At 54.5% G+C, this 24,254-nt stretch carries 24 protein-coding genes; 10 read left to right on the forward strand and 14 right to left on the reverse strand.

Annotation, left to right across the window (positions count from 1 at the left end; translation table 11 throughout):
* Nucleotides 1-152: 152 nt before the first annotated feature.
* The 3 genes from AC2FH9_RS18385 to AC2FH9_RS18395 form a co-directional block, all read right to left on the reverse strand.
* On the reverse strand, nt 153-755 hold the full coding sequence (locus tag AC2FH9_RS18385; protein WP_496872514.1) for a short chain dehydrogenase: 603 nt from the start codon (nt 753-755) through the stop codon (nt 153-155).
* A gap of 69 nt (nt 756-824) precedes the next feature.
* Nucleotides 825-1,904 (reverse strand): ABC transporter substrate-binding protein, encoded by a 1,080-nt coding sequence (locus AC2FH9_RS18390; RefSeq protein ID WP_496872515.1) that lies wholly within the window; start codon nt 1,902-1,904, stop codon nt 825-827.
* 31 nt (nt 1,905-1,935) lie between these two features.
* On the reverse strand, nt 1,936-2,418 hold the full coding sequence (locus AC2FH9_RS18395; RefSeq protein WP_496750857.1) for a luciferase domain-containing protein: 483 nt from the start codon (nt 2,416-2,418) through the stop codon (nt 1,936-1,938).
* Between the two features lie 84 nt (nt 2,419-2,502).
* Here AC2FH9_RS18395 and AC2FH9_RS18400 point away from each other — a divergent pair, with 84 nt between their 5' ends.
* Nucleotides 2,503-3,387 (forward strand): LysR family transcriptional regulator, encoded by an 885-nt coding sequence (locus AC2FH9_RS18400; RefSeq protein WP_496750855.1) that lies wholly within the window; start codon nt 2,503-2,505, stop codon nt 3,385-3,387.
* Nucleotides 3,388-3,976: 589 nt separating this feature from the next.
* On the forward strand, nt 3,977-5,305 hold the full coding sequence (locus tag AC2FH9_RS18405; protein ID WP_496872518.1) for an ankyrin repeat domain-containing protein: 1,329 nt from the start codon (nt 3,977-3,979) through the stop codon (nt 5,303-5,305).
* Nucleotides 5,306-5,378: 73 nt separating this feature from the next.
* On the opposite strand, the gene AC2FH9_RS18410 is transcribed toward AC2FH9_RS18405, so the two are convergent.
* The gene (locus AC2FH9_RS18410) at nt 5,379-6,329 is read right to left on the reverse strand and encodes an alpha/beta hydrolase family protein (RefSeq protein ID WP_496750852.1); all 951 of its coding nucleotides are present in this window, start codon (nt 6,327-6,329) and stop codon (nt 5,379-5,381) included.
* Between the two features lie 208 nt (nt 6,330-6,537).
* On the opposite strand from AC2FH9_RS18410, the gene AC2FH9_RS18415 reads away from it, so the two are divergent.
* Nucleotides 6,538-7,632, forward strand: a complete 1,095-nt coding sequence (locus AC2FH9_RS18415; protein ID WP_496872521.1) for a helix-turn-helix transcriptional regulator — start codon at nt 6,538-6,540, stop codon at nt 7,630-7,632.
* A gap of 404 nt (nt 7,633-8,036) precedes the next feature.
* On the opposite strand, the gene AC2FH9_RS18420 is transcribed toward AC2FH9_RS18415, so the two are convergent.
* The 3 genes from AC2FH9_RS18420 to AC2FH9_RS18430 all read right to left on the reverse strand — a co-directional run bounded on the left by AC2FH9_RS18420 (nt 8,037) and on the right by AC2FH9_RS18430 (nt 13,345).
* Nucleotides 8,037-10,313 carry a serine/threonine protein kinase gene (locus AC2FH9_RS18420; protein WP_496872523.1) on the reverse strand — a complete coding sequence of 759 codons (2,277 nt, stop codon included), beginning with the start codon at nt 10,311-10,313 and terminating at the stop codon, nt 8,037-8,039.
* Between the two features lie 298 nt (nt 10,314-10,611).
* Nucleotides 10,612-11,634 carry a hypothetical protein gene (locus AC2FH9_RS18425; protein WP_496872524.1) on the reverse strand — a complete coding sequence of 341 codons (1,023 nt, stop codon included), beginning with the start codon at nt 11,632-11,634 and terminating at the stop codon, nt 10,612-10,614.
* Nucleotides 11,635-11,728: 94 nt separating this feature from the next.
* The gene (locus AC2FH9_RS18430) at nt 11,729-13,345 is read right to left on the reverse strand and encodes a phosphate ABC transporter substrate-binding/OmpA family protein (protein WP_496872526.1); all 1,617 of its coding nucleotides are present in this window, start codon (nt 13,343-13,345) and stop codon (nt 11,729-11,731) included.
* 900 nt (nt 13,346-14,245) lie between these two features.
* On the opposite strand from AC2FH9_RS18430, the gene AC2FH9_RS18435 reads away from it, so the two are divergent.
* The 4 genes from AC2FH9_RS18435 to AC2FH9_RS18450 all read left to right on the forward strand — a co-directional run bounded on the left by AC2FH9_RS18435 (nt 14,246) and on the right by AC2FH9_RS18450 (nt 16,273).
* On the forward strand, nt 14,246-14,695 hold the full coding sequence (locus AC2FH9_RS18435; RefSeq protein WP_496872528.1) for a hypothetical protein: 450 nt from the start codon (nt 14,246-14,248) through the stop codon (nt 14,693-14,695).
* 3 nt (nt 14,696-14,698) lie between these two features.
* Nucleotides 14,699-14,917: a helix-turn-helix transcriptional regulator gene (locus tag AC2FH9_RS18440; RefSeq protein ID WP_142639124.1), complete on the forward strand. Its 219-nt coding sequence runs from the start codon at nt 14,699-14,701 to the stop codon at nt 14,915-14,917.
* A gap of 37 nt (nt 14,918-14,954) precedes the next feature.
* Nucleotides 14,955-15,578, forward strand: a complete 624-nt coding sequence (locus AC2FH9_RS18445) for a class I SAM-dependent methyltransferase (RefSeq protein ID WP_496872530.1) — start codon at nt 14,955-14,957, stop codon at nt 15,576-15,578.
* A 71-nt stretch (nt 15,579-15,649) separates the two neighbouring features.
* Nucleotides 15,650-16,273, forward strand: a complete 624-nt coding sequence (locus tag AC2FH9_RS18450; protein WP_496872532.1) for a putative glycolipid-binding domain-containing protein — start codon at nt 15,650-15,652, stop codon at nt 16,271-16,273.
* Between the two features lie 98 nt (nt 16,274-16,371).
* Here AC2FH9_RS18450 and AC2FH9_RS18455 read toward each other — a convergent pair whose 3' ends face one another.
* The gene (locus AC2FH9_RS18455; RefSeq protein ID WP_496872534.1) at nt 16,372-17,181 is read right to left on the reverse strand and encodes a division plane positioning ATPase MipZ; all 810 of its coding nucleotides are present in this window, start codon (nt 17,179-17,181) and stop codon (nt 16,372-16,374) included.
* Nucleotides 17,182-17,392: 211 nt separating this feature from the next.
* Here AC2FH9_RS18455 and AC2FH9_RS18460 point away from each other — a divergent pair, with 211 nt between their 5' ends.
* Together AC2FH9_RS18460 and AC2FH9_RS18465 are read left to right on the forward strand one after the other, a co-directional pair.
* Nucleotides 17,393-18,280 carry an AEC family transporter gene (locus AC2FH9_RS18460; RefSeq protein WP_496872536.1) on the forward strand — a complete coding sequence of 296 codons (888 nt, stop codon included), beginning with the start codon at nt 17,393-17,395 and terminating at the stop codon, nt 18,278-18,280.
* 79 nt (nt 18,281-18,359) lie between these two features.
* A complete protein-coding gene (locus tag AC2FH9_RS18465) occupies nt 18,360-19,946 on the forward strand; it encodes an MFS transporter (protein WP_496872537.1) in 1,587 nt (528 codons plus the stop codon).
* A gap of 106 nt (nt 19,947-20,052) precedes the next feature.
* Here the strand turns inward: AC2FH9_RS18465 and rpmE are convergent, their stop codons facing one another.
* Nucleotides 20,053-20,274: a 50S ribosomal protein L31 gene (rpmE, locus tag AC2FH9_RS18470; protein ID WP_142639136.1), complete on the reverse strand. Its 222-nt coding sequence runs from the start codon at nt 20,272-20,274 to the stop codon at nt 20,053-20,055.
* Between the two features lie 11 nt (nt 20,275-20,285).
* Nucleotides 20,286-20,669: a 50S ribosomal protein L19 gene (gene rplS, locus AC2FH9_RS18475; protein WP_142639138.1), complete on the reverse strand. Its 384-nt coding sequence runs from the start codon at nt 20,667-20,669 to the stop codon at nt 20,286-20,288.
* 381 nt (nt 20,670-21,050) lie between these two features.
* On the opposite strand from rplS, the gene AC2FH9_RS18480 reads away from it, so the two are divergent.
* Nucleotides 21,051-21,854: a glycoside hydrolase family 25 protein gene (locus AC2FH9_RS18480; RefSeq protein ID WP_496872540.1), complete on the forward strand. Its 804-nt coding sequence runs from the start codon at nt 21,051-21,053 to the stop codon at nt 21,852-21,854.
* A gap of 132 nt (nt 21,855-21,986) precedes the next feature.
* Here AC2FH9_RS18480 and trmD read toward each other — a convergent pair whose 3' ends face one another.
* From trmD to AC2FH9_RS18500, 4 genes are read right to left on the reverse strand one after another with little or no spacing between them, the layout of a single operon-like run.
* Nucleotides 21,987-22,796, reverse strand: a complete 810-nt coding sequence (gene trmD / locus AC2FH9_RS18485) for a tRNA (guanosine(37)-N1)-methyltransferase TrmD (RefSeq protein ID WP_496872541.1) — start codon at nt 22,794-22,796, stop codon at nt 21,987-21,989.
* Complete coding sequence (locus AC2FH9_RS18490; protein ID WP_496698489.1) at nt 22,793-23,608, reverse strand: hypothetical protein; 816 nt, start codon at nt 23,606-23,608, stop codon at nt 22,793-22,795. Before AC2FH9_RS18490 ends, trmD begins: the two co-directional genes overlap by 4 nt.
* Nucleotides 23,608-24,111, reverse strand: a complete 504-nt coding sequence (rimM, locus tag AC2FH9_RS18495) for a ribosome maturation factor RimM (protein WP_496787690.1) — start codon at nt 24,109-24,111, stop codon at nt 23,608-23,610. Before rimM ends, AC2FH9_RS18490 begins: the two co-directional genes overlap by 1 nt.
* The gene (locus AC2FH9_RS18500; RefSeq protein WP_185956731.1) at nt 24,104-24,253 is read right to left on the reverse strand and encodes a hypothetical protein; all 150 of its coding nucleotides are present in this window, start codon (nt 24,251-24,253) and stop codon (nt 24,104-24,106) included. The genes rimM and AC2FH9_RS18500 overlap by 8 nt, the downstream gene beginning before the upstream one ends.
* Nucleotide 24,254 lies beyond the last annotated feature (1 nt).

The following is a 24,254-nucleotide window of genomic DNA, read 5'->3' on the forward strand; positions in this document are numbered from 1 at the left end:
GGTGCTGTCGGGCAGCGGGAAAAGCCGCCATTCGTACAGAGTGCAGCAAGGATCAGGGGCTGAATTTACGCAATGCAGGACAATTCTGCCATTCGGCCTCGCGGTCCGAACGGCAGGTTTGTATTCCAAGCAAGTTTGCTTAGCTCATAGCGTTATACGTAATCAGCCGCATCCAACGTTTCGCCGTTCATATTGCCTTCGATGGCAGCAACGTAGGCCTTTGCAGTGTCTGCCGCCGATAAGCCCGTGCTTGAATCCATACCCATCATCTCCATCGTTTCTTTGACGAAGACAGGGCTGACGGTGTTTATCCGCAGGTCGCGATCAAGTTCGAGTGCTGCAGCCTTGGCGAAGGATTCCAGCGCGCCATTGGCGATGCTGATCACCACCGAGCCCGGCAACGGTTCTCGTGACAGTATGCCAGCAGTAAGCGTGAACGATCCACCATCGCTGATATGTCTCTGTCCAACGCGGACAAGGTTGATCTGGCCCATCAGCTTGTTGCCAAGCGCAAGATCGTAAGCCGTGTCGTCCAGCTCGTTGAAGGGCGCAAAACCGGCAAGCCCAGCGGTGCTGATCACGGCGTCAACGGTGCTGATATCCTTGAACATCGCCTCAATGGACTTTTTAGAACCGAGATCGACTTTCACATCGCCGTCGCTGTATCCGGCGCTGATGATTTCATGGTTTGCAGACAGAGCTTTTGCGACTGCACCGCCGATGAGGCCGGTTGCGCCTACGATAAGGATTTTCATGGGTATTCTCCGATAGTGAAGGGCCTCGCGTTGCCGCGTTTTAGTCGCAACGCGAAGCCGTGAGCGGGGTTAAGGTTTGACGCTGTAGTCCAGTTCTAGAGGGGCTGGGCCTTCAGCCGGACCGACGAGCTGTTCGATCTGCAGGCGGAAACGCTCGACCTGATCGCGCTTCAGCATGAACCGGTGGAAGTCTGCAGGTGAGGTGTTGTAATGCAGGTGAGATTTGTAGCCATCGGGCGATTCAACATCCATGCGCACTGGGAACTGCAGCCACTTGCCCTGGAATTCCTCCGAGAGCATCCAGTTCAGGTAGAGCTTGGCAGCCGCCTTGTTCTTGGCATCGGTCGGGATGGCCGCAGTCTGGAACCAAGTTAGGAAATAATCTTCTTCGGGCAGCACGAGGCGGGTGTCGCTGCCTTCAAATGGCACAAATGCCCAGGATGTTGTGAAACTTGCGCCATACCAGCCTTTGTCAATCGCGACATATGGCATTGACGTGCCGCGCACCCAGACCGGCTCGGTCGCTACGAGTTTTTCCAGATACTCCCAACCGTATTTCTCTTTCAGGTTCCAGAACTGGTACAGAACGGCGTCATCGGTGTGCGGGTAGGTCAGGATGACTTTGCCTTTTAACGCCGGGTCCAGATAGTCCAGCGCATCGCGCGGAGCGTCATCTTCATTGATCAAGCTGGAGTTGAACACATTGGTGAAGGCCACGCCGAACAGACCAACCCAGTTTCCGTGCGGGTCCTTGTAGTCCGGGTAAACCTTCTCCCAGTTCCTGGGTTTGTATCGCTCCAGCAACCCGCGCTCAGCATAATAGTCGTAGTCATGCAGCGTTTGCAGTTGGATGATGTCTGGCACTTCAGACTTGTCCGCATCATTGCGGGCGTTGTCGTAACGCGATGCATGATAAAAGCTCAGATCAACGCTGTGTGTGACATTGACCTTTGGAAAACGTTCTTTGAACATATTCAGATAGTAATCGGCCTGATCGTCCTTATCGCCTCCCGCCCGGATGACGAGCTCGCCGCCTTCGGCAACGGCTTCGGCATAAAGCTCGTCAAGCGACTTGGTTTCAATCTCTGTTGCAAGCGCAGGGCTTGCAAAAAGCAATCCTACAACAGCACTCATGAGCACATGCTTCATAAGGATATCCTTTCGATAGATGGATGGGTGGTTATGCTGCGACTTCTTTGCCGGTGGCATACTGGTAGGACCGGCCAAGGATGGATTTGATGATGGCAAGTTCGGTCTCGTCACGTGGCGAATAGACCATGACCAGCCCAACGGGACGGCGGCCCAGATCGACCAGAGTGTGATGTTCACCCCAACCTTTCTTGACTACTTCCAGCGCGGCAGCTTGGGGCAGTTGCACATGCATGCTGCCATTGTCGGGTTTGGGGTGAATGTGGGCGATCTCGAGCCCGATCATGAAGGCATCATGATTGCAGACAGCGCCGTCATGCATGACCATCGCGCGAGCGCCGGGAACCGACACAAGGCTGTGCGCCTCATCAACACCTGCCAGGGAAAACGCCCAGTCGCGCATCTGGTCAACGATGTCGTCAGGACCGTGTTGGGTGACCTGGGCATGCGGCAGGCCATGTGTGGATTCCGGCTTGGGACCAACACGCTCAGGCAGGTTCAGGGAAGTATGCATCTCGTGTCTCCATTGTTCGCTTGAACAACAGATAGCTTGTTACAATGCGCAAAATAATTCACAGTTTAGACAAGGAGAGCTTGCATGAATGCACAGAAACTGGAGTGGAGCGACATCCCTTTTGTACTTGCTGTCTGCGAGGCTGGTAGCCTGTCTGGAGCCGCGCGCCAGTTGGGGGTCAACCATTCGACCGTCTTTCGCAGGATTGAAGGAGTTGAAGCCCGGTTAGGTGTCACCCTGTTTGAACGTTTGAGTCACGGTTACGTCATGACAGCGGCTGGGGAACATTTCTTCCGAAACGGGCTTCAGCTGCGCGATGGTATGAACAGTATCGAACGGGAGTTGGGTGGCCAGGACCTGCGATTGGCAGGCGCGTTGACGGTGACGACAACGGATTCACTGCTCCACTGTCTGACCCCGGTGTTTTCAGAGTTTCAACGGAAATATCCAGACATAGAATTGCGGCTCTTATCTGGCACGCGCCCTCTCGATCTGATGCAGCGTGACGCAGATATTGCACTGCGCCCGACAGGCGCCCCGCCGGAACACTGGATCGGTCGCGATCTGACCCATCTCGCCTATGCTGTTTATGCGCGCAAAAATTACCTCGATGCAATGCGAGATCAGCCTGCAAACGAGCACCGTTGGATCAGGCTGAATGACAGTCTCAACCAATCGCCGATGAGCCAGATCACCTTGCGGCACAAAACCGAGGGAGCGCCGGTAACTGTATCCAGTTCTCTGATGGGTGTCTTCGATCTGGTTCGCGGCGGCCTCGGATTTGGAGCACTGCCATGCTATTTGGGCGAAGCTTACCCTGATCTTGTTCGCGTCCACGATCCTGAGGAAAAGTTTGATTCCAACCTCTGGATGCTGGCTCATCCTGATATCCGCAGGAGCGCCCGAGTTCACGCTTTCTTCGAGTTTGCGACCGTAAGAATTCGAGAGGTGTTGTCGGGTATTTGCTAAACGCAAGATCCGCTGAACCGACATTTGTGTATTGAGCAGCATTTGCAACTTTGGGCTCGTTACAGACCTCGGAGCAGGCGCAGCGTAAGCCCCTGCCCAGATTCCACGACCTATCTTACGGCCCAGAGCCGACATCGACGATCTGGTCAGTCGCTGCGCCGCGGCCTTCGTTTTGCGGTCATTCGCATCAGTGTCATCCACTCAAGCCGATCTTGCGGGTGCTGCTTCGGATGGTTATGATAAGAATGCTTCTAGGGAAAGCCTCCAGGTCCGCGGAAAGCTGTCATCGGCATCTCTATCAACAATACGACAGCCTTATTTCGGTATGTCTCATGCTCGGATTCAGCGGACCATCGAGCCAAAAGTGAGGACACCGATGACAAAATCCCTGGACCAATTGCGCCGCGATGCCAAAGCACTTCGCAAAGACTATGAAGCAGGCGAATTACGCGCCCGTCAACGCATCGCAAACTATCCACCTCGACCGGAGGCAACAGCACTCAGGCACTCGGACTATTTGCACGTAATTGCGTGCGAGAACAGTTTTCCGACCTGGCCTGCCTTAAAGTTCGCAGCCGAACTACTAGGCATGGACAGAGCCGCCAAACGGCAGCGCCTGAAACTGGCTCTCGCTCAGGGTCATTTTACGGCTGTTGATCAACTTCTGGCTGACGCGCCCGATCTGGCTGACGGAGATTTCGGGCTGTGTCTGGCCCTTTATCGCAAGTCGGATGTGTTGGAATTTCTCAACCAAACGCCGAAACTGGCGACCCAGCTTATTGGCGATCTGGCGCCGCCTTTGACGATCCTCGCCCGGTCCAAGTGGATTCATCGCGCATCCGGGCTGGCCAATGACATGCTTGATATCGCAAATGCCCTTTTGGAATCCGGTGCTGATGTTGATCTTGGTGCGCCGGTCTTCCATGGCAACGACTACAAGCTATCACCGCTCTACTTCGCCATAGGCCATTCGGACAATATGGTTCTTGGGCAATGGCTGTTGGAGAACGGCGCAAATCCGAACGACGGCGAGAGCCTTTATCACTCAACCGAGCTGGGTCATCATAAGGGATTGCAACTGCTTCTGGATCATGGCGCCGACCCGAAGGGGACAAACGCATTGCTGCGCGCGATGGACTTCCATGACACAACGGCGGTTCAGATGCTTCTCGACCACGGGGCTAAAGTAGATGAATTTGACGGGACGCATGTTGGCGGCGAGGCACCGTGGGTCGTCCCTGCGCTACACCAGGCGGCGCGAAGGATGGCCACGCCAGATATGGTCGAGCTTCTTCTTGAAAATGGAGCCGATCTGAATCGGCCCTTTGAAAACACTACGCCCTATGCTTATGCGCGGGTATTTGGAAATGTCAGTTTGGCGAGGATGCTCGAAGAGCGCGGCGCAGATACGACCTTGAGTGAAATCGAAACTACATTGAGTGCCGTTGCCGATGGCGTTCAGCCGCCATGCAACCTTGACCCAGACAAGATACCTGACGCTTACCGCAATATCATTCGAATGATATTGCACATCCCGGGAAAACTGGATCACGTTCGACGACTGGTCGCCGTAGGAGTTGAATATGACCGTCCAGATACCGAAGGATTGACACCGGTGCAGGTTGCCGGATGGGAGGGCTTGCCAGACGTCATGGAGTACCTTCTGTCGTTAAAGCCAGACCTGACACATGTGAACGGCTATGGAGGAACACTTCTGTCTACAGTTATTCATGGGTCGGAGAACTGCCCGCAGCGTTTAGACCGCGACTATACTCGGTGCCTGAGTCTAGCATTGCGGGAAGGCGTCGCTCTTCCGCGCCGTGCCATAGAACTGGCAAGCCAAGATGCCGTAGCCGAGTTTTTGTCAGATTGGGCGGAGCTATATCCCGAGCAAGTTGTCGACGGTGGTGTCGCCTAAACTGGTTTATGCGATCATGACAGGAGGCGAAGGCGGAAGGCAGGATTCACCATACCATTCCGCCTCCGCACGGTTATGAATTCGAAAAGAAATCCGTAACAGCGTCGATGATCATCTCATGCTTGGCAGCACGTGCTGTGCCGCCATTTGAGCAGATGATTTCGTCTCCCGGTTCTTCTCTTGCGAGCAGTTCGTAGCCTCCGGGCTTGCAGCGACCCAGGAAGTCAAAATGCGATAGCGTCTCGGGCTCGATATAGCGTGCATTCTGCGTGGGTAGCGCGGCAATCAGGGCACGGGATTCAATGTCGAGGGTCAGACCAGAATTCATGATCGGCGCCCCAAGGACCAACATCGGTCGGTCAATTTTCCGAAGGCTCGCTTCGGAAAAGCTCTGTGTTCCGCCAAGATCAAAAACTGCAAATGCCTTGATCCGAGCATCAGACAGGTCAGCTTCCATCTGAGCGCGATCTTCAGGTGTTTGCGCGATTTTCCAACCCGAAAGGATGCCACAAGCCAGTTCGTTTGGCTGAGTGTCGCAAAACAGATTTAACCCAGCCGCGTCGTACCGCGCGCCGGCAAGGGCAACAGCCGTAAAGCCACCCAGTGAGTGTCCCGCCATATAGATTCTGTCTGTATCGACATACCTCGCAAAATCAGACGAACCGGTTGCATGGTCAATGACACGGGAAATGTCCTTTGGCCGCTCCCATAATTGCCGAGTCAGCTCGGGGTCGCGAGACCAGGTTGATGTACCAGGATGGCTGATGGCGGCCACAATGTAACCGTGTCGTGCCAACGCACCGGCAAGCCACGCCTGATTGTAAGCGTTGCCAAACATACCATGAGATAAGACAACAAGTGGGAACCGGCTGGTCACTGGCGCAGCATCTTTCACGACTTTTGTCCCCACCCACACTTCACTTTCGAAGTCGTAAGTCTCTGGTCCAGTTGCATCTGTTGGATACCAAATAAATCCAGACAGATCGCGTTCTCCCTCAACGTCGGCGACTTTCAGTTCTGTCATTGCAGCCCGATAGGGCTGAGCAAATGCCGTGGCAGCGAACATAGCTAAGAATCCTGCAAGAAGGTGAGAAGATTGTCTCATCGAAAGCTCCGATCATCATTCAAGATAAGTCAAAGCTGAGCCGTAGGTTTATTTGAAACAATGCTTTGCACTGCCTATACCTGTCCTTGATCCTGATTGAGGACAGGTCTCGATAGAAAGAGGACAAATGGACAGCCCCGGGTTGATCAGTTTCCCCCTGCCGCTGGCGACAGCGTTTCTTTGCGGTGTGCTTACCATGCTGGCTTGGCGGCTGGATCTGGGCTTTCGTCTGGCCAACATGTTGTTTTCAGCCTTCTTTGGGTTGGGCGCCTTCTCATCCCTGTTGGTCGGCCTGCGATTTGGCTATGGAGTCGAGGAGTTGATCCCGCTGCAACGCAGTTTGCCCTTGTTCCTCGGACCGCTCCTGTATCTGAGCTTTGCATCGATGGCTGTCGAAAGGCACGACGTCGCCAAGATCGTCATGATGCACCTAGGTGCGCCTTTCATTTTGATTGGGTTGTATCTGCTCTTGGCCAGCGACTTGAGAAGTATGGATTGGGTAATCAGTGCCAGCTATTCGTATTATTGCGTCGCTCTCTTCTTACTTTGGCGGAAGGGGCCCGACGCACTGAGTCAAGCACGGGTCGATGTCACTCAGTCGCTTTCCAACTGGCTTTTACGCGGCATTGGATTTCTCGTCTTTGTACTGGTTTTGGATAGCGCGATCGCAATCGACTTTGCATTCAACAAGGGCGCCAATGCCTCAATGCTGATTTCTTACGGAACTGTTCCGTTGATCTTTCTTCTTCTTGCGACGTCAATCGCGCTCCCAGTGATGTTTTCCAAAGCCAACGCGGTGTTATACGCAGCGCCAGTAGCCAATACTGAAGATGCGAAAGTCGTAGAACGACTGCAGGCATTGATGGATGAACAACAGCTTTTTTTGGACCCCAACATAACTGTCCAACGACTTGCCAAGCGCTTAAGCCTTCCGGCCCGCACTGTGTCGTCTGCTGTCAACAGAACTCAAGGAACCAACATGTCGCAATACGTGAACGAGTTCCGTTTGACGCATGCGGCCCGGTTGCTTGCAGAAACTAATGAAAGCGTTGCCAACATCGCTACTCAATCAGGGTTTTTGGCACGCTCCAACTTCTATCGTGCATTCCAACGGGTCTACGGACGATCGCCTATCGAGTACCGCGCACTTCGAAATTCAAAAGAGAAACCACAATTCGACGACCATAATCCGCAAAATTCCAAGCATTCACACTCGGCGTAAATACTTGGTCACAAATCGAATGACAGTAGTCTCGGCTCGAAGCCGCGTCCGTGGCGCAGCCTTCATGCTGCGTTAGCAAAGTCACAATCTCAGTGAATGAATGTGCCGACAACAGGCTAGGACTTCGCGCCAATCGCGAATGGAACCGCATAGCTTGCTCATTGCAAGGCTGGTAAGCATTCCGCTGCTCAGAACACCGACTTGTTCAGAGAACTTTGGCTCACTCTCACCATATACGGTGAAATGAAACATACCGGTTTCGTTATCTTTGTCTGTTACGCACGCCCAGACAGTTGTGTCGCAAACTTTTCGAAAGACTAGAACCAGTGTTATGCTTTTTCACAACCCACCTATTCAATGTGGCGTGGTCAACTCGCACACTGCGTTCAGCCATGATCTCTCTATTACTTGCCCACGTAGTGCAAGTCCGCCAGCCACAAAGAAGTGCCTCTTCTGACCGTGAACTTGAAGTCAGTCTGGCCGTCATTCAAACCTGCACGCAGAAGATCGGCAATCGTATCTTGCCCATCGATATTTTCATCTGTCGGAAAATATGCTGTCAGCTGGTCGTTCGGTTTCAGAGTTGTGCCTGGGCCTACATCTTCTGGGACATGAACCACGCTCGTAACCCATTTTCCATTCTCTGCATATTGAGTTTGAAAAACGACGCCATTCGACAAGGTCGTGTCTTGTACGACACCCAGTGAAACGTCCCGCACTTCTACACCGTCTCTTGGGTTTGAAAGCCCGATGGTCACATCCATGGTTCCCTCTTGCGAAGGAGTAGCCCCAGATTGAAGTAGAACGGCAGCGATGGAGTTCAGATCATTGATTTCAATCCCATTGACAGAGTCAATACGCAGCCCCGCGTGAACCCAAACCGGGGCCTCGCTAGCGACGTATTCCACAGTATCGGGACTATCCGCCGACGCTACAAAAGGCAAAAGAACCTTCCATTCAGACTTCACTGAAGTCGGCCCTAAATCCTGAACGATTTGAGTGGTAGTATCAGCTTCGACATTCGCCTGATCTGTATCGCCAGTGCTCACTTTAGCAGCAACTTCATCGTTAGCCTGCGCGCGCGATTCTGCCTCAGCCATCGCCATTGCGACTGCTTCGATTTCAGCCTGTGCTCGGGCTTGCGCTTCTGCTGCGGCTTTGGCTGCCGCTTCGACTTCGGCCTGCGCGCGAGCTTCTGCCTCTGCCGCGGCTTTGGCGGCCGCTTCAACCTCGGCTTGCGCGCGTGCTTCTGCCTCGACAGCGGCTTTGGCACGTGCTTCGGCTTCGGCTTGGGCCGCCGCCTGAGCAGCCGCTTCGGCCTCAGCCTGTGCACGAGCTTCCGATTCGGTTGCCGCTTTGGCGCGGGCTTCGGCTTCGGCCTGAGCCGCTGCCTGAGCTGCGGCTTCGGCCTCAGCACGCGCTATGGTCTCTGCCTGCGCGCGGGCTTCGGCTTGGGCCAATCGTGCCTCGGCTTCTGCGACCCGTGCGGTGGCATCTGCGATTGCTTCTGCCGTCGCCGCTGCTTCGATCTCAGCTTGGGCGCGGGCTTCAGCTTCGGCAGCCAAAACGTCCTCTTGCGTTGCTTGTGGCTCGGAGGATGGTGAAAATGCTCCGATGGCCAGCACGCCGACTACGGCACCTACAACTCCAAATGCCAGCAGCCCGCCGGTTATTGCGACACGGTTGATTCCGCCGGATGAAGAGACCGCAACTCTAACATCCTGTTCAACGGCGGTCGGTTCGGTCAAGTGATCTATCACCTCGAGCCACTCATCAGCGGTTTGAAAGCGATCCTTTGGCATCGCCGACATAGCCTTGTCGAGCGCTTCGAGAAAGACGTCATCATACTTATCAAAGCGCCCCTGCAAAGGTTTGCATGGATCGGGCTTTTGCTCGGCAATCGCAGAGACCCGAGTCTGGCTGTCTGGCGCGCGCTCTCCGGTGATCACATGATAGAATGTTGCCGCCAAGGAATAGAGGTCGCTAAACGGCCCTTGCACGCCGTCAGTGACATAAAATTCCTGTGGGGAATAGCCATCCTTGACTGCGCGTAAGGCAGACAAAACACGGTTTGTTTTCCTATTTTGCTCGCGCGCAGCACCAAAATCAATCAATACAGGTATCTTGTTGGGTCCGACCAGAATGTTGTCAGGCGATATGTCCCGATGCAACATCCCTTGCTTGTGCATAAATGCGACCGCATCCAGAATCTGCCGCAGGATCGACATGACATCGGCTTCGTCCAGCTGGGTTTCAGCGTCGTCGATTGCGTCCAAAAGGTCCGGGCCTTCAACGAAGTCCAGTGCCATATAGGCGGTGTCGTTGTCCTCAAAGACTTGGTGCACACCAACGATATTGGGGTGATCCATAGTTGCCAGGCGCTGGGCTTCGTTGATGAAGTGCCGCACAATCTGGCGAAGATCTTCTTTGTGTTTTTGCACACGAGCCTTCACCAGCAGATTCTGTCGGCGCGCGAACATGGCTGGAAAACACTCTTTGATGACCACCTTGCGGTTGAGACTGTCATTGGCCAGATAGGTAATGCCGAAGCCGCCGCTGTTCAGGTAGTGGTCAATTTTGTACTGACCATGCAACAACCGGGCGCCGGCAGGGAGATCATCTGCGGAAGAGGCTCCGATCATCTGACCCGTATCTTCATCACCAGTCGTTACTAGTTTCATTACGTTGCCCATGCCTCGTCCCGTCCGTTATCGTCCCTTGCACATCAGGAATTATTCAATTTCCAATCACAAAACGTTTCTCAGTTATACACACTCTTTACGCGAGTCCGTTTGTTTCGTGATTTCCAGTATGCACACTGTTCGATCCAAGTTGGTCAGCGTAGGAAGTCAGTACATACAAACGTTTTACTTTTGCTTTATCGGAACCGGAACCATTGAACGGTTAAGCTATTTTGCAAAGGTTCACGACGCCTTCAAACATGTGATAATCTCAATCAAACCTTGTTTTAGCTATATGTTAGATCTTGGCTTTCAGATTAGCGGCAATGCAAGACGATCGAATGCCACGAGAGTAGTGGCGGCGCATGTTGTTTACCAACTGCGCGAAGATTTCGACCGAACGATTAGAATTCATGAATGTAGCCTGGTCAATTGACCCCTCAACTGGGGTGCGGATGGACATCAGCGTCTTGTAGCCACCTATGATTTCCAGAGCCTGAACCACGCAATCGTAGTCTACTGTTTCACCTTCGCATGAGTCGCAGTAGCGTTTTACGATGTTCAAGTATTTATCGGTTTCACTGATGCGGGAAATGCTTTCGTTCAAGCGAACCAAATCGACACTTTCAGGTAAGTCCGAGCCCCGGCCCAGCATCACTGTCGTGAACTGGTTGGCTTCGTCGGAAAAATGCTGATTGAGGTTCAACAGCCGTGCCAGTCGTTTGAGACCCAACAACCCCGAAACACGTTTGGGATTGGATTCTTCCACAAAGGCCCGCATCGTGATCGCCTTGTTTTCCCGCGCCATATAAGCTTCGATCCACTTGAGAAAACCGGCTTCGGACAGGCCGTAGTTTTCTGACGGCATGGAATTGATCAGATCAAAGCGGCCGTTATTCAGTGTATTCCACAATACATACTCGGCGCCTTCAATCTCACCATGAGTTTGCAGTGCTATCGCATTGCTGATTGGCTGACGACCAACCCGATATCCAAAGATGGCCTCGCCGTGTTTTTGTAGGGCAGGATTGCTCAGAGCAAGCAACCAGTTTACGGTTCCCTTATCGGGATCCGGTGCACGAAGAAGCTGGTCTCGTGCCTGATGATTGATCAAGTAATCGGAAAATCCTCCAGGTACAGTATCGCGATCGATCTGACCAAGGATCATTTGCGCCGACGTGTTCCCCTGACTGGCCGCTTCCGACAAACCTTGCAGGCCTTCGGCCTCGCTACCATTGAGCCAGGTGTCTACTGCGGTTTTGTATGGGTCTTCCTGCGCGACAGCCGCCCCTGACAATTGCAGTAGGAAAACATTGGCCAATACTGCGAGCATTCTCATACGACGTTACTCCATTGAATTATCGTCTTGGTCACTGACCGTTGTATTCCCGTTCCGAAGCTGAGTTGGCGCTTCGCTACTGGGATGTGGTGACAACGTCTCGCAACCAGACTTCCACTCGGCGGTTGATACGGCGACCATTCTCAGTGTCGTTGCAACTTAGCGGCGAGATCTCACCATAACCCAGAGTTCGGATGGTTAACCTGTCCAGGCTGTTGGTAGGCGCTGCTTGTAGCAACGCATTGCTAACTTGTTTGGCACGCTGCTGACTGAGTGACCGGTTGGATCCGCCAGCACCGACAGAGTCTGTGTATCCGATCAAAAGAAGTTCTTTGTTTGTGGTTTCTTCCTTGGCAAGCAATGAAGCAAGGCGCCTTATGTCGTCCTGTGCCCGCGTATCCAGGCGAGAGGATCCGAATGCAAACCGAAAGGTTATAGAACTACGGTCGGCACCGGACAGCTCAGCCGACATTTCCTGCAACTGTTTCAGAGTAACCTCTGCATCGGTTGGCATAACTGCGCCAAGATAGCGTAGTCCCTGCTCATTGGGGCCTTGCAGGGATTCCCCAAGTGACACAAAGCCCGAAGCATCAATTGTCTCTTGCGCCTTTTCGCTTTCGAGGAATTGCATGAAGCGGTTCAACTGTGCTGGCGCAGTTTTGCCGGTATATGCATACAAGCGTCGGCTAAGCGGGTATTCTTCTGTCTTGATGGTGAAAGGTGTCGCTGGAACCTGAATTCCACAAACACCGCGAATTGCAAGAACCTTGGCCTCATCAGCACTTGCGAGGCTGGTAATTCCGATGCCAAGCGGATCAGAAGCAACTGCTGCAGCCAATTCCGTGTCTGTTTCGAAAAAGCTTGTATCGCTCGCGTATGTTGCGCCCACGGGGTTCATGATCAGGTCATTGAAAACCAACGCAGTTCCGCTTTCAGGCGCTCGCATGTAAAGCTGGATCGGGGCATCGGGCCCACCAATCTGGCTCCAGTTGGAAATGGCTCCAGAAAATATCCGCGCTAGATCCTGTTCGGCGACTGCCCGCAGTTGGTTACTTTGCGATGTAATAACAACTAGACCGTCCAGCGCAAAAATTTTCTCGTTTTCACTCGTGGTGATATCCCCGAGTCCAGCCTGCGATGCGCTCGCCAGCTCGTCGGGTTGAACAGGGCGTGTGGTCACTGCCAGTGCTGAGTTTCCATCGACCAGTTGTTTGATCCCGTCTGCGGAGTCACCACCCATCAAGGAGACTTCGGCCAAAAACTCGCCTAGTTCGTTACGGAGCAGTAGCTTATCGACACCTTCTTCCTCAGAGCGCAAAGCAGTGCCGCCAATCTCCTCACCGAATTGCGTCGTAAGATCAGCGAATAAGACATCGACCAGGCGAGAAGAACCAGAAATGCCATATTCGACCGGACCTTCGTTCCGACTGGGGCAGGCTTCGCCAATGCATTCAACTTTGAAAGCGTCAACCGTGATTGTACCAACCACCGTCCGGAGTTCGTAATTGGCGCCATCAAAATCTATTAGCTCTCCGGTCAGAGTCATTCCGCCGTCTAAACTGTTCAATTGAACAGTTTCAGCGTTTGCCATGGTCGCGACGGACAACATCAACGCACCAGAGGTAGTTTTCAGGACCCGATTTAACATTTTCCTAACCTCAAACTTCTGATTATTGATTCTCGTTTTACTCAAGGTTGTTTCGCAAAAACTGATACAACCTTCATAATTTCTTAATGACGTAGCGGTACGCGGGAAGTTTAGTCAAGGCTGCAGCGGGGATACATAAAATTGCCTTGCTTCCCCCCACTTATGGACACGTTTGAGGCAGATTCTGACCACAGTTGGCGCTCTTTCTTAGCTTGTATCCGAAGCTGACGCGATTCAACGTCGAATTGAGTCGTGATTTTAGGGGCTCAGGTTTTCCCTGAGATTTCCCAGAACGAACCTCATACCTTTCTTGCCACGCATTCGCAGCCTTTGACCTAGGTGATTCTTAACTATTTCGAGCACTCGAACGGTTCTGTTACAAAGTTCTGAACCTGCCGAGCGGTTTCAGCAATCACTCGTGAGTTAGGACGCGAGCTCGGCGAACTGCCGAAACGGACAGAATCCGGGTGTGAATTGCCCCTTGCGGATTATGTGAGGGACTTCGATATCGTCCAAAGTTGCCGCTGCAGAAGCGAAGGGGTTGTGTCGCAAACTTTAAATGACGCGTACGGCACATGTGTGGGTTCAAGCCATTTAGATCAGCTTCAGCCACACTGGATGGCATTGAGGTAGTCAACATGATCCGGAAGAAACAATTCTCTAGTAATACAACCTCTGGCTTTCGGATGTTTGCTGAGATCGCAGGATAATTGGGTCTAGCATAACGCTGGTTCTAGTCTTCGAAAAGTTGGCGACACAACCTTTGGGCCAGTCGCAAACGCGCAGCACTCCAGTTGAAGGCGTAGATTCCCATCATCGAGCACAAGCTACAAATACGCTTCGATAGTGAAGTACATTATTTTTGACATTGTGTATAATATTTCATACAATTAGTAAGCAATAATCGACTCATTAGAAGTGTTCTGTCCAAAAGGGATTTCAGAAATGACCTACCAAGATCGCAATACGGTCGTCTCGATCTTCGTGAACCTCGCCGTTAGTGCATTTGTTGTTTCACGGCTTCTGGATATGAATGCCTCTGGATTGTTTGATGGCCCAGACGCTGTAAACAACTGGGCCCGCATGGTGATCTGGCTGATCCCCTTGGGCGTCGTGGCCACCATCATCGGCACCATGCTGTTCAACATTGGGTTTGCGATTGTTACACACGAACCCAAACCCAGCTTCGTCGTTGATGAACGTGACAAGATGTTCGAGCGCCGTGGCAGCTACGCCATCATTATCTTCGCCGGTGCGGGTTTTATCTCAGCTGTCGTCGCCATGGCTCTCAACGCATCAGCGCTCACTGGCTTCAACATCATCTATTTCGGAATGGCCTTCGGATCCCTGTCAGCAGATATTGTCAGATTTGCTAGCTATCGGCGGGGGTACTGATCCATGGGCAAGCTCAGGATCACCAACAATATTAGACGTCTACGCTTTGACGCAGATGAAATGACGCAAAAAGAACTCGCCGAAAAGGTTGGAGTCACCCGACAAACCATCGTTGCCATTGAAAACGCCAAATATTCACCAACGCTCGAACTGGCGATCTTGATTTCTCGTGTATTCGACAAGCCCCTCGAAAAAGTCTTCGACATCCAAGACGCCAGCTAAATCATCGCGTCTGCTGCACCCTACCAAAGGATTAGATATGTTCATCAAACCCACCCGGTTCTGGAATCTGATGGCGAGATCCTATGCCCGCCGTCCGGTCCAAAACCAAGCCGCCTATGAATACAAACTGGACATAACTGCAAGACACCTGTCCCCCCAAGACCGCATCCTGGAATTTGGCTGTGGCACAGGTACGACGGCGCTCATTCACGCCCCAAAAGTCGCCCATATCGACGCCATCGACTATTCATCCGAAATGATCTCAATCGCCCGGGAAAAAGCCGACGCGCAGGGTAGCAAGAACATCAACTTTGAAGTTAGCGCGTTCGAGTGCTGGCCTATTCCGGCGAAGGGTCAACAGTATGATGCCGTACTGGCTATGTCGATCCTGCACTTGGTACTGGATCTTGACGCGACACTGGACCGTGTTCGTAGTTCCTTGAAGGAAGGTGGCCTGTTCTTCAGCTCGACGGTCTGCCTGGAAGGTCTCGAGAAGTTCGTCATACCAGCTCTCGGGACCATCGGCCTATTGCCCAAGATCCGCGCCCTGACGCAAGAAATCCTTGTAGAGAGTATGCAAGCTCATGGGTTCGAAATTGAACAAAAGTGGCGTCCCGAAACGGGTTCGACTGCTTTCATCATCGCAAGGAACAGCGGTTAGTCGTTCGACATCTGACAACACTGACCCAGCCGTTCATGCACGCCGCCGAGAACGGCTGGAGAGAGCCCTGATTGACCTATGCTGAAACACGCATGAATGTCCGCTATGGGGCAAGCAAAGCAATAGCGATGGTTGAGGCGATGATGCGAAGTACAATGTGGCGACGGATTGATGTCGTGGGCACAGAAGCCTGTTCGGTTAACCGTAACGGAACGTCTCGCGTAATCTCGGGCATGGCTGTCTACGTAGTTGAAAATTCTCCTGTCAGAATAGCTTATTCCGTGACCTGTAATGACGAATGGGAGTGTAGCGCCGCCACCGTACAGCGTTGGATTGGGGCAGATAGGGTTGATCTTGTTTTAGTGAAGCAAGACGATGGTACATGGACCTCGAATGACAAAGTTGTGGATGCTGTTGATGAATTGCTCGACATCGATCTTGGGTTTACACCGGCCACGAACACGAATGCGATCAAGCGACTCCAGCTTGGGATTGGAGATCAGGCAGAGTTCACTGCTGTTTGGTTGGATGATGAAACCTGGACATTCAAACCGCTGAAGCAACGATATGAGCGGCTGAACGAGAATACCTATAGGTACACTTCGATCAATAGTGGATACGAAGCAAATTTGACTGTCGATGGATTTGGTTTCGTTCGAGTTTACCCTGAGTTTTGGAAAGCAGTGATAGCTTAGGCCCAACAAGCGTTCTAAAGCTAAAACGATTGCCAGAAACGGACTTCGTTTTTCCAGGTGAGCGGCAGTATAGTCCGTCTACCCGTCGTAAAAAGCCTCTAAAAATCGATCTCAACACCCGGCAGGTTCAGCTCTTTCATCATGTCGCGCAATTCCTGACGTGCTGCGATGTTCGAAATGTTCAGCTGTTTGATCCCGATATCCTTGAGGTCCAATAGGGTCAGCCCGCGCGGGAACAGCTCTCGGAAAATAACGCGTTCGGAAAAGCCCGAAGCAACCCGGAAGCCGATCCGCTGCGACAGCATCTCGATCGCGCGCTGCATCTTTTCCTTGTTGACCATGCGTTGGGTACCGACGCGGTTGCGCACAACGACCCAGTCGATGGGCTTCAGGCCGGCTTGCGCGCGCAGCTGGCGTGCGTTCCAGACCATCTCGGAATAGACCGACGGACCCAGAATTTTCTCACCCTTTGAATCGATGCGTGCCAGCAGGTCAAAATCGATAAAACTGTCGTTCAGCGGAGTGATCAGCGTATCAGCCAGCGAATGCGCCACCTGGCTGAGACGGGTATGAGAGCCGGGGCAGTCGATCAGGATGAAATCGCTGTCGCTTTCCAGCTCGGACACGGCCGCTGACAGGCGGTGGTCATAGATGTTCTCGCCGGGTTTCAGCGTGCTTGCGTCGATCTCGGGCAGGTCATGGTGGCGGGGGCTGGGAAGGGTCAGGTCCGCGCTTTGCAGAAAGCTGTTCCGGTTCTCGAAATACCGTCCCAAGCTGCGTTGCCGCAGGTCCAGATCTAGGGTGCTGACCTTGTGACCCAGGCGGGCGAGTGCGGTGGCCACATGCATGGACACAGTCGATTTGCCCGCGCCGCCCTTCTCGTTCCCCACTACGATAATATGTGCCATGCCTGTATTCCCAAGTCTCACCGTGTTTGCGTACACGTTGTTGCAGGCCACTATATGTTGTGGAAAGCGGGAAGGGAAGAACCCGAAACAAGGTAGGGCTGCATAAAAAGCCCCTGTTGCGGAAATCTCAGCCTGCCCTTAGGCCGCTGACTTGCGAAAGCCGGGACTATGTTTCAATCTCCAGGCTTAAGGACTGTGAGAAAGACATGGCTTGGAGCATCTGTTTCTGAACGTACTGAATGTGGTGCTGCCGGTGCTGATCTGTGCCGGGGCTGGGTATGTACTGGCGTTGACCAAAACGCCCTTTGACAACAAGGTCATTGGCGCGATCGTTTCGCGGGTTGGATATCCCACACTGATCATCTCGCATCTGTCGGCCACAAAGATCGCTGTTGGAACGTTTCTGGACGTGATGGCCGCTGCGGTTTTGGCGATTGCCGGGTTTGGTGTTCTGGGATTTGCGGCGCTGAAGGTTATGCGCCTACCGGCGCGGGCCTTTCTGACGCCTCTGATGCATGGGAATGTGGGCAATATCGGATTGCCAATCACTTTGCTTGCGTTAGGCGATGCGGGGATGGCCTATACGATGGCATTTGTAGTGGTCGTTCTTGTCAGCATCTTCACTGTAGGGATGTGGATACCAGCCAAAGAGTTTTCGCCCAGAAAGCTCGCCACCTCGCCGATCATATATGCGGTGGTCCTATCGCTGGTGCTGATGGCCAGCGGCTATAGCCTGCCTCAGCCTGTTGCGAAGTCATTCGATATCCTGGGTGGGCTTTCCATCCCGCTGATGCTGCTGACATTGGGCCACACATTGGCCAGCCTTCGGGTCAACCGCCTTGGGCGTGCGGTGATACTGACCGCTTTGCACCTGGTGATGGCAGTTGCAATCGCCAGCGGGTTGGTCTGGGCCTTCGGCTTTACAGGCGCTGAGCGCGGCGCGGTGATCCTGTGCTGTTTGATGCCGTCATCGGTGGCGACCTATTTGTTCATAGACCAGCATGTGCCGGAATACGGCCCCGATGTTGCCGGGTTCATACTGGTTTCGACCCTGACAACGATCATCGCTTTGCCGCTGGCGCTGTCCTACTGGATCTAAGGCTAGGCGGTTTGCACATTCCTGCTAAGCTGTCGGTGTGGCGCTCCATAGTCGCCGCCCGTATTTTAGGACGTATTTGATGTTACAAACGAATTCATCTGATGTCGGCGCACGCGTTGTATTGGTCATGACGGCGATTTGCATGGTTGTTGTTGGCTTCAATTCCACGGCGGTTGCGACCATCCTGCCTGATCTTAAGAATGAGTTCGATCTGTCGCCTTCGGACCTGCAATGGGTCATGGCCATCTATACCGTGGTCAGTGCCACGCTGGTGACGATTATCAGTCGGCTGGGTGATATCACGGGCAAGCTGGGCGTGTTTCTGGTTGGCATGATCGTTTTTGCCATAGGCTCTGCCTCGGCCTTGTTCGCGCAGGACGGGGCGATGATGCTGTTTGGCCGTGGGGCGCAGGGGGCAGGGGCCGCAGCGCTGTTTGGCACGTCGTTGCCCTTGTTGACTGCAGCGACCCCGGAGGAAAAACGCGCCAGCGTTACCGGAGCATGGGGCGCCATTGTCGGACTGGCGATCGGGATCGGCCCAATCCTGGGCGGTGCATTCGCCCATTACATCAGTTGGAGAGCCGTTTTCGCCACCGATCTGATCTTGCTGACCACCGCGTTTATCATTGGCTTGACCGTGAGAAAACGGAACTATGTACCGAACACGCGACTGGCCGGTGCCCGGTTCGATTATCTCGGCGCTGTGGCTCTTGTGCTGTTTCTGGGGCCGTTGTCATTTGCCCTGAGCAATGGGGAAAGTGGTGGATGGCGGGCACCGTTGACGCTGGTGCCGTTGGGTGTGGCCATGCTGGCCATGGTCGGCCTTGTGCTGGCTTCGCGCCGCAGTGAAGATCCGTTGGTCGAGCTGCGCTATTTCCTTCATCCGCGCTATTTCATGGCGGCAGCGGGGATGTTCCTTACCGGCTTTACGCTGTTTGGCTTTTTCGTCTACTTTAACACATTCGTCCAATCGCCTGATACATTCGGATACACGCCTATCGGGGCTGGACTTGCGATTATGCCACTCAGCCTTAGCATGTTCGCGATCTCGGTCATTGCGCCCCGATTTCTTGCGCCCTACAGCTTTCAATGGCCTGTTGTGATCGGGCTGGGTGCAATGGCCGCTGGGTTTTTGTTGCTGACCACGATTACAGTTCCCACTCAATATGCGCAGATCTGGTGGAAGTTGATGATCGTCGGCATTGGTCTTGGTATCTGTTTCTCGCTGCTACCGCGTCTTGGGTTGCGGCTTTTGCCTGATGAGCATGTGGGGCAAGGCTCAGGTGTAATCAATGCCTGCCTCTATTTCGGGGCTACGTTGGGGGCTGTGGTCTGCGGGCTTGCCGAAGCCATCACCTCTCGTCGGGGTCTTGCCGAAGTGATCGACGCGTTACCGGCCGGCTCGGCCCCCCGTGATGATCTGGCTCATGCGCTGACCCACGGAACGCCCAGTCAAATCCAGCAACTGATTGCCGGCATGGATCCGACTTCGGGAAGTGCTCTGGCAAGGGCTCTGCGCGACCTGCAAGACAACGCTTTTGACAGCGCCATGATGGTGACGGCGATTGCGGCGCTGATCGGCGTGACGCTGGGGTTGATGTTGCTGCGCGGCCCTGTGCCCCCGGTGCACAGCGCGGCGGATCTGACACGCGCGACGAAACCCTGAGGGATTGATCCTGACGCGTTTCTTGTCAGGGCGGTGTCAGAGGTTTCGGGTAATACGAAAAAGGCCGCCCAGAGGGGCGGCCTTTCGCATTCGAAACGGGTCAGGCTTAGAAGCCCAGACCTTCGTATTTCTTTTTGAACTTCGACACACGGCCACCGGCGTCCATCAGACGCGCGCCGCCACCGGTCCATGCGGGGTGCACGGAGGGGTCGATTTCCAGAGCCAGCTGATCGCCTTCGGAGCCCCAGGTGGATTTCATCTGAACTATGGTGCCATCGGTCATTTTGACGTCGATGACGTGATAATCGGGATGGATGTCTTTTTTCATCTTTCCGTTCCTTACGCTTCGGCGCCAGCTTTGGGCTTGTAGTTGGTGACCTCTGCGATACGTGCGGATTTACCGCGACGAGTGCGCAGATAATACAGTTTGGCGCGACGAACGCGGCCACGGCGGACAACGGTGATGCTGTCGATATTGGTTGAATACAGCGGGAACACACGCTCCACGCCTTCACCAAAGGAAATCTTACGCACGGTGAACGCACCGGCGATGGTGTTGCCACCTTTACGGGCGATGCAGACGCCTTCGTAGTTCTGAACACGGGTGCGCGACCCTTCGGTCACTTTAAAGCCGACACGAATGGTGTCACCGGCTTTGAAATCAGGGATGTCTTTCCCCAGGGCGGCAATCTGTTCCGCCTCAAGCTGTGCGATCAGGTCCATCGCAGGTTCTCCTATCTGCTCGTGGTTGGTCCACGAAGTTTGGGCACGGCCTGAGAGCTCTTGGTCTTCACCGGGTCCTGCGTACAGCCCGCCAGAGGTCAGATCGAATGTTCACTTGGTCTCTGGCCTGCCCGCCGCGCCGTGGCTGAAGAAAGCCGGGCGTCACGACATGATGCAAACCAAAACACCGGAGTCGCGAAGTTGCGGCACCGGATTGCGGTCATTTACGGGCATCGGGGGCAGGGATCAAGCCTAAATCGCCATGCAAGGCGGGGAAAACGGTGGGTTTCCGCCGCACGCAAACAGAACCATTGCCTTGCGGGGCTGATCAGGCAAACTGGACGTAATTATAAGAGCAGTCATTTGATACAGGATTAGATCATGCGCACCGCATTGATGCTCGCCGTCATGGCCTTTGCGACCCTGTCCTGCGGTCGCAGCAGCCCGCCGCCGCAACTGGTCGAGGCCCAGTCGTTTCCAGATGCTACGCCGCCCTCTGTGATCTTCCCAGCCTTTGCAGATGCAGACCCCCACGAATGGGAAGGGCGACATCCGGGGCATTACCCGGTGCACGGGCTGGACGTATCGCGCTGGCAAGGAGCGATAGACTGGCGCACCGCCAAGCAGTCCGGCGTTAGTTTCGTCTTTATCAAAGCGACCGAAGGGGGCGATGTGGCCGACCCCATGTTTGCCGCTCATCGGCAAGGTGCGCGGGCAGCGGGTGTGCCGTGGGGGGCATATCATTACTACTATTTCTGCCGGTCGGCGCGGGAACAGGCCAGCTGGTTCATCCAAAACGTACCCAAGGGATCGGATCTGCCACATGTGCTGGACATGGAGTGGACCCCGCATTCTAAGACCTGCACCCTGCGCCCCGATGGTGCGACGGTTCGGGCCGAGGCTCAACGGTTCCTAGATATCCTCGAACGCCACTATGGGCGCCGTCCGATCGTCTATACGACGGTGGATTTCTATGGTGATACGAATATCGGGCGGCTGCCCAAGACCGAGTTCTGGTTACGTTCGGTCGCCGGTCACCCGCGAAATGTGTATCCCAAAGCGGTGTGGCGGCTCTGGCAATACACCGGCACCGGGCTGGTGCCCGGTGTTCAGGGGAGGGTTGATATCAATGTCTTCAACGGGCCACCGGAAATCTGGGCGCGCTGGAAATCTGGTAGCCCTTAGACTTTGGGCACCCCATAGGTTTTGAAGGTGTCGCCCGCGACGAAGTGACCAAGCGTGCATTCGCGCTTTCCCCCCCGAATAATTCTGCAACCGGGACCGCTCAGCTGCGGGGCTCATGTCACACGGTGGATGTCAGTCAGACGTCTCTTCCCGTTCACCCAGATAGGTCTCCCACAGATCGGGTCGCCGTTCGCGGGTGATCTGTTCGGACATATCGTGACGCCATTCGGCGATGCGACCATGATGGCCTGACATCAAAATCTCGGGGATTGGGCGGCCTTTCCATTCGGCCGGGCGGGTGTACTGGGGGTGCTCCAGCAGGCCCGACGAAAAACTCTCTTCTTCGGCAGAAGCCTGATTGCCCAGAACGCCGGGGATCAGACGCACCGTGGCGTCGATCAGCGCTTGCGCGGCAATCTCGCCTCCGGTCATCACGAAATCCCCCAGCGAGACCTCTTGGACGCCGTAATGCTCCAGCACCCGTTCATCAACACCTTCAAACCGCCCACATAGCAGGGTCATGCCATCACAGCGCGCGAGGTTCTGCATCATGCGCTGGTCCATGCGGCGACCGCGCGGGCTAAGGTAGATCAGAGGCCAGTTTCCTTGCGCCTCGGTCATCGTGTGCTCGATTGCTTCGCCCAATACATCAGAGCGCAACACCATCCCCGCTCCGCCGCCGGCCGGGGTGTCGTCCACATTGCGATGCTTGCCGACACCGAACTGACGCAGGTCAACGGTTTCCAGCTGCCACAACCCTTCTTGCAGGGCTTTTCCAGTCAGGCTTTCGCCAAGAACTCCGGGAAAGGCCGACGGAAACAAGGTGATGATCTTGGCCTTCCACACCCCATGCAAATCGGGCGTGGGCGTAAGCAGTTCGCGCGGTTTCAGCGTAGGACGGATCGCCTTGCGACCATGAGATTTCGGGGACGTATCAGTCATGATGTACCAATCAGGTCTGTCTGCGCGCGTTCAATCACGGCAGTCTTTTGCGCCACCAGAGCCGCCTCGTCCAGGCGCGAACGGTTCAGGTCCAGCAACTCGGACAGGACGTCTGCGGGGAGCCGGGTATTGACCTGAGTCGGAGGCACCAGAAGGTTGGCCTTGTCACGCGACAGGTCCATAAATTCGGCAAAGGGGTCGCCAGGTCCAAGCCGTCGCAGTTGCAAATCTTCCAGCCATTCAGTCGTAACAGAGACGGAAGGCAGCTTTTCCTTGATGCGGCTGACGGTGTCTTGCAGCGGGGGCAGGTGGTCCAGGTTGTCGCGAAAGGTTTCAAAGTCAAAAACCTGTCGCATCCGTTCCAGATCATGTGCCCACAGGCTGCGCAACCAGCCTCCGCGCTGGCGCAGAGACAGGTATATCGTGATCTCAACCTCTTGCCCTGAAAATCGCTGGCGAATTGAATCCACCAGACAGGCAGCCAGATCGGGGGCCGCAGCATAGCCTTGGTCGATATTGCGGCTGGGCCTGAGGCCGGCGAAGTTTTCTTCGCTCAGGATCAGTCCCCGCTTGTCGCCGAAATCCAGGCTGTCCAGAAATTCGCGCAGCTGACTGCCAAACTCGGAGAGGGTTCCCACTGTTCCATAGACGGAATGGTTGGTGGCCGCGCGGGAAAGGCCGGAATTGCGGGTTCGATACGGTAGGACCAGCGCAAAATGCGGCCAAATCAGCTCGCGATTTTCATAGAGGAAGGATTGCGCTGCTGTTGTGCCAGTTTTGTGCAGGCCCAGATGCAGCAGGACCCGACGCATCAGATCAGCCCTTCGGGCGGGTCGGCGACGATGCGGCCCTGTTCCAGATCAACTGTAGGAACCGACTCGAGTGTGAACGGTAGCAAAACAGTGGAATTCAGGCCCGGCCCGTGCAATTCCAACAGGTCCGCCGCACCGTGGTTCTGGACAGATTTAACCTGACCCAGCAACGCGCCCCCTGTGTCATAGACCGCAAGCCCGATCAGATCTGTGTGGTAGAACTCGTCATCAGGTAGCGAAGGCAACTGATCGCGCCGCGCAAACAGGCGCAGCCCCTTCAGGTCATCTGCCTGTTCCTTGGTTTCAACTCCGCCCAATCTGGCGGCAAAGCCATTCTTGATCGAACGAGTCAGGACCAGCGGATAGCGTTCCGCGCCCTGTTCATCCGTCAGCGGCGAATAGGCTTCGATATCCTCGGGGATCGCGCAATAGCTTTTCAGGCGCACTTCGCCGCGCACCCCGTATGAGCCCGCAACACTTCCTACGCAGATCAGGTCATTCATTTGGTCCATCCACCGTCACACATAGCCCGTCTTGCCATAACCCGCGTGCCTCACACGCTTCGCGCTGGTTCGAGCGTTCGAAAAACACGCCCACAATAAAGGCGATCATCAACAGGATAGGAAGCCGTAATAGTCCGAACATA

The sequence above is a fragment of the Ruegeria sp. CDSC081 genome (assembly GCF_059610485.1).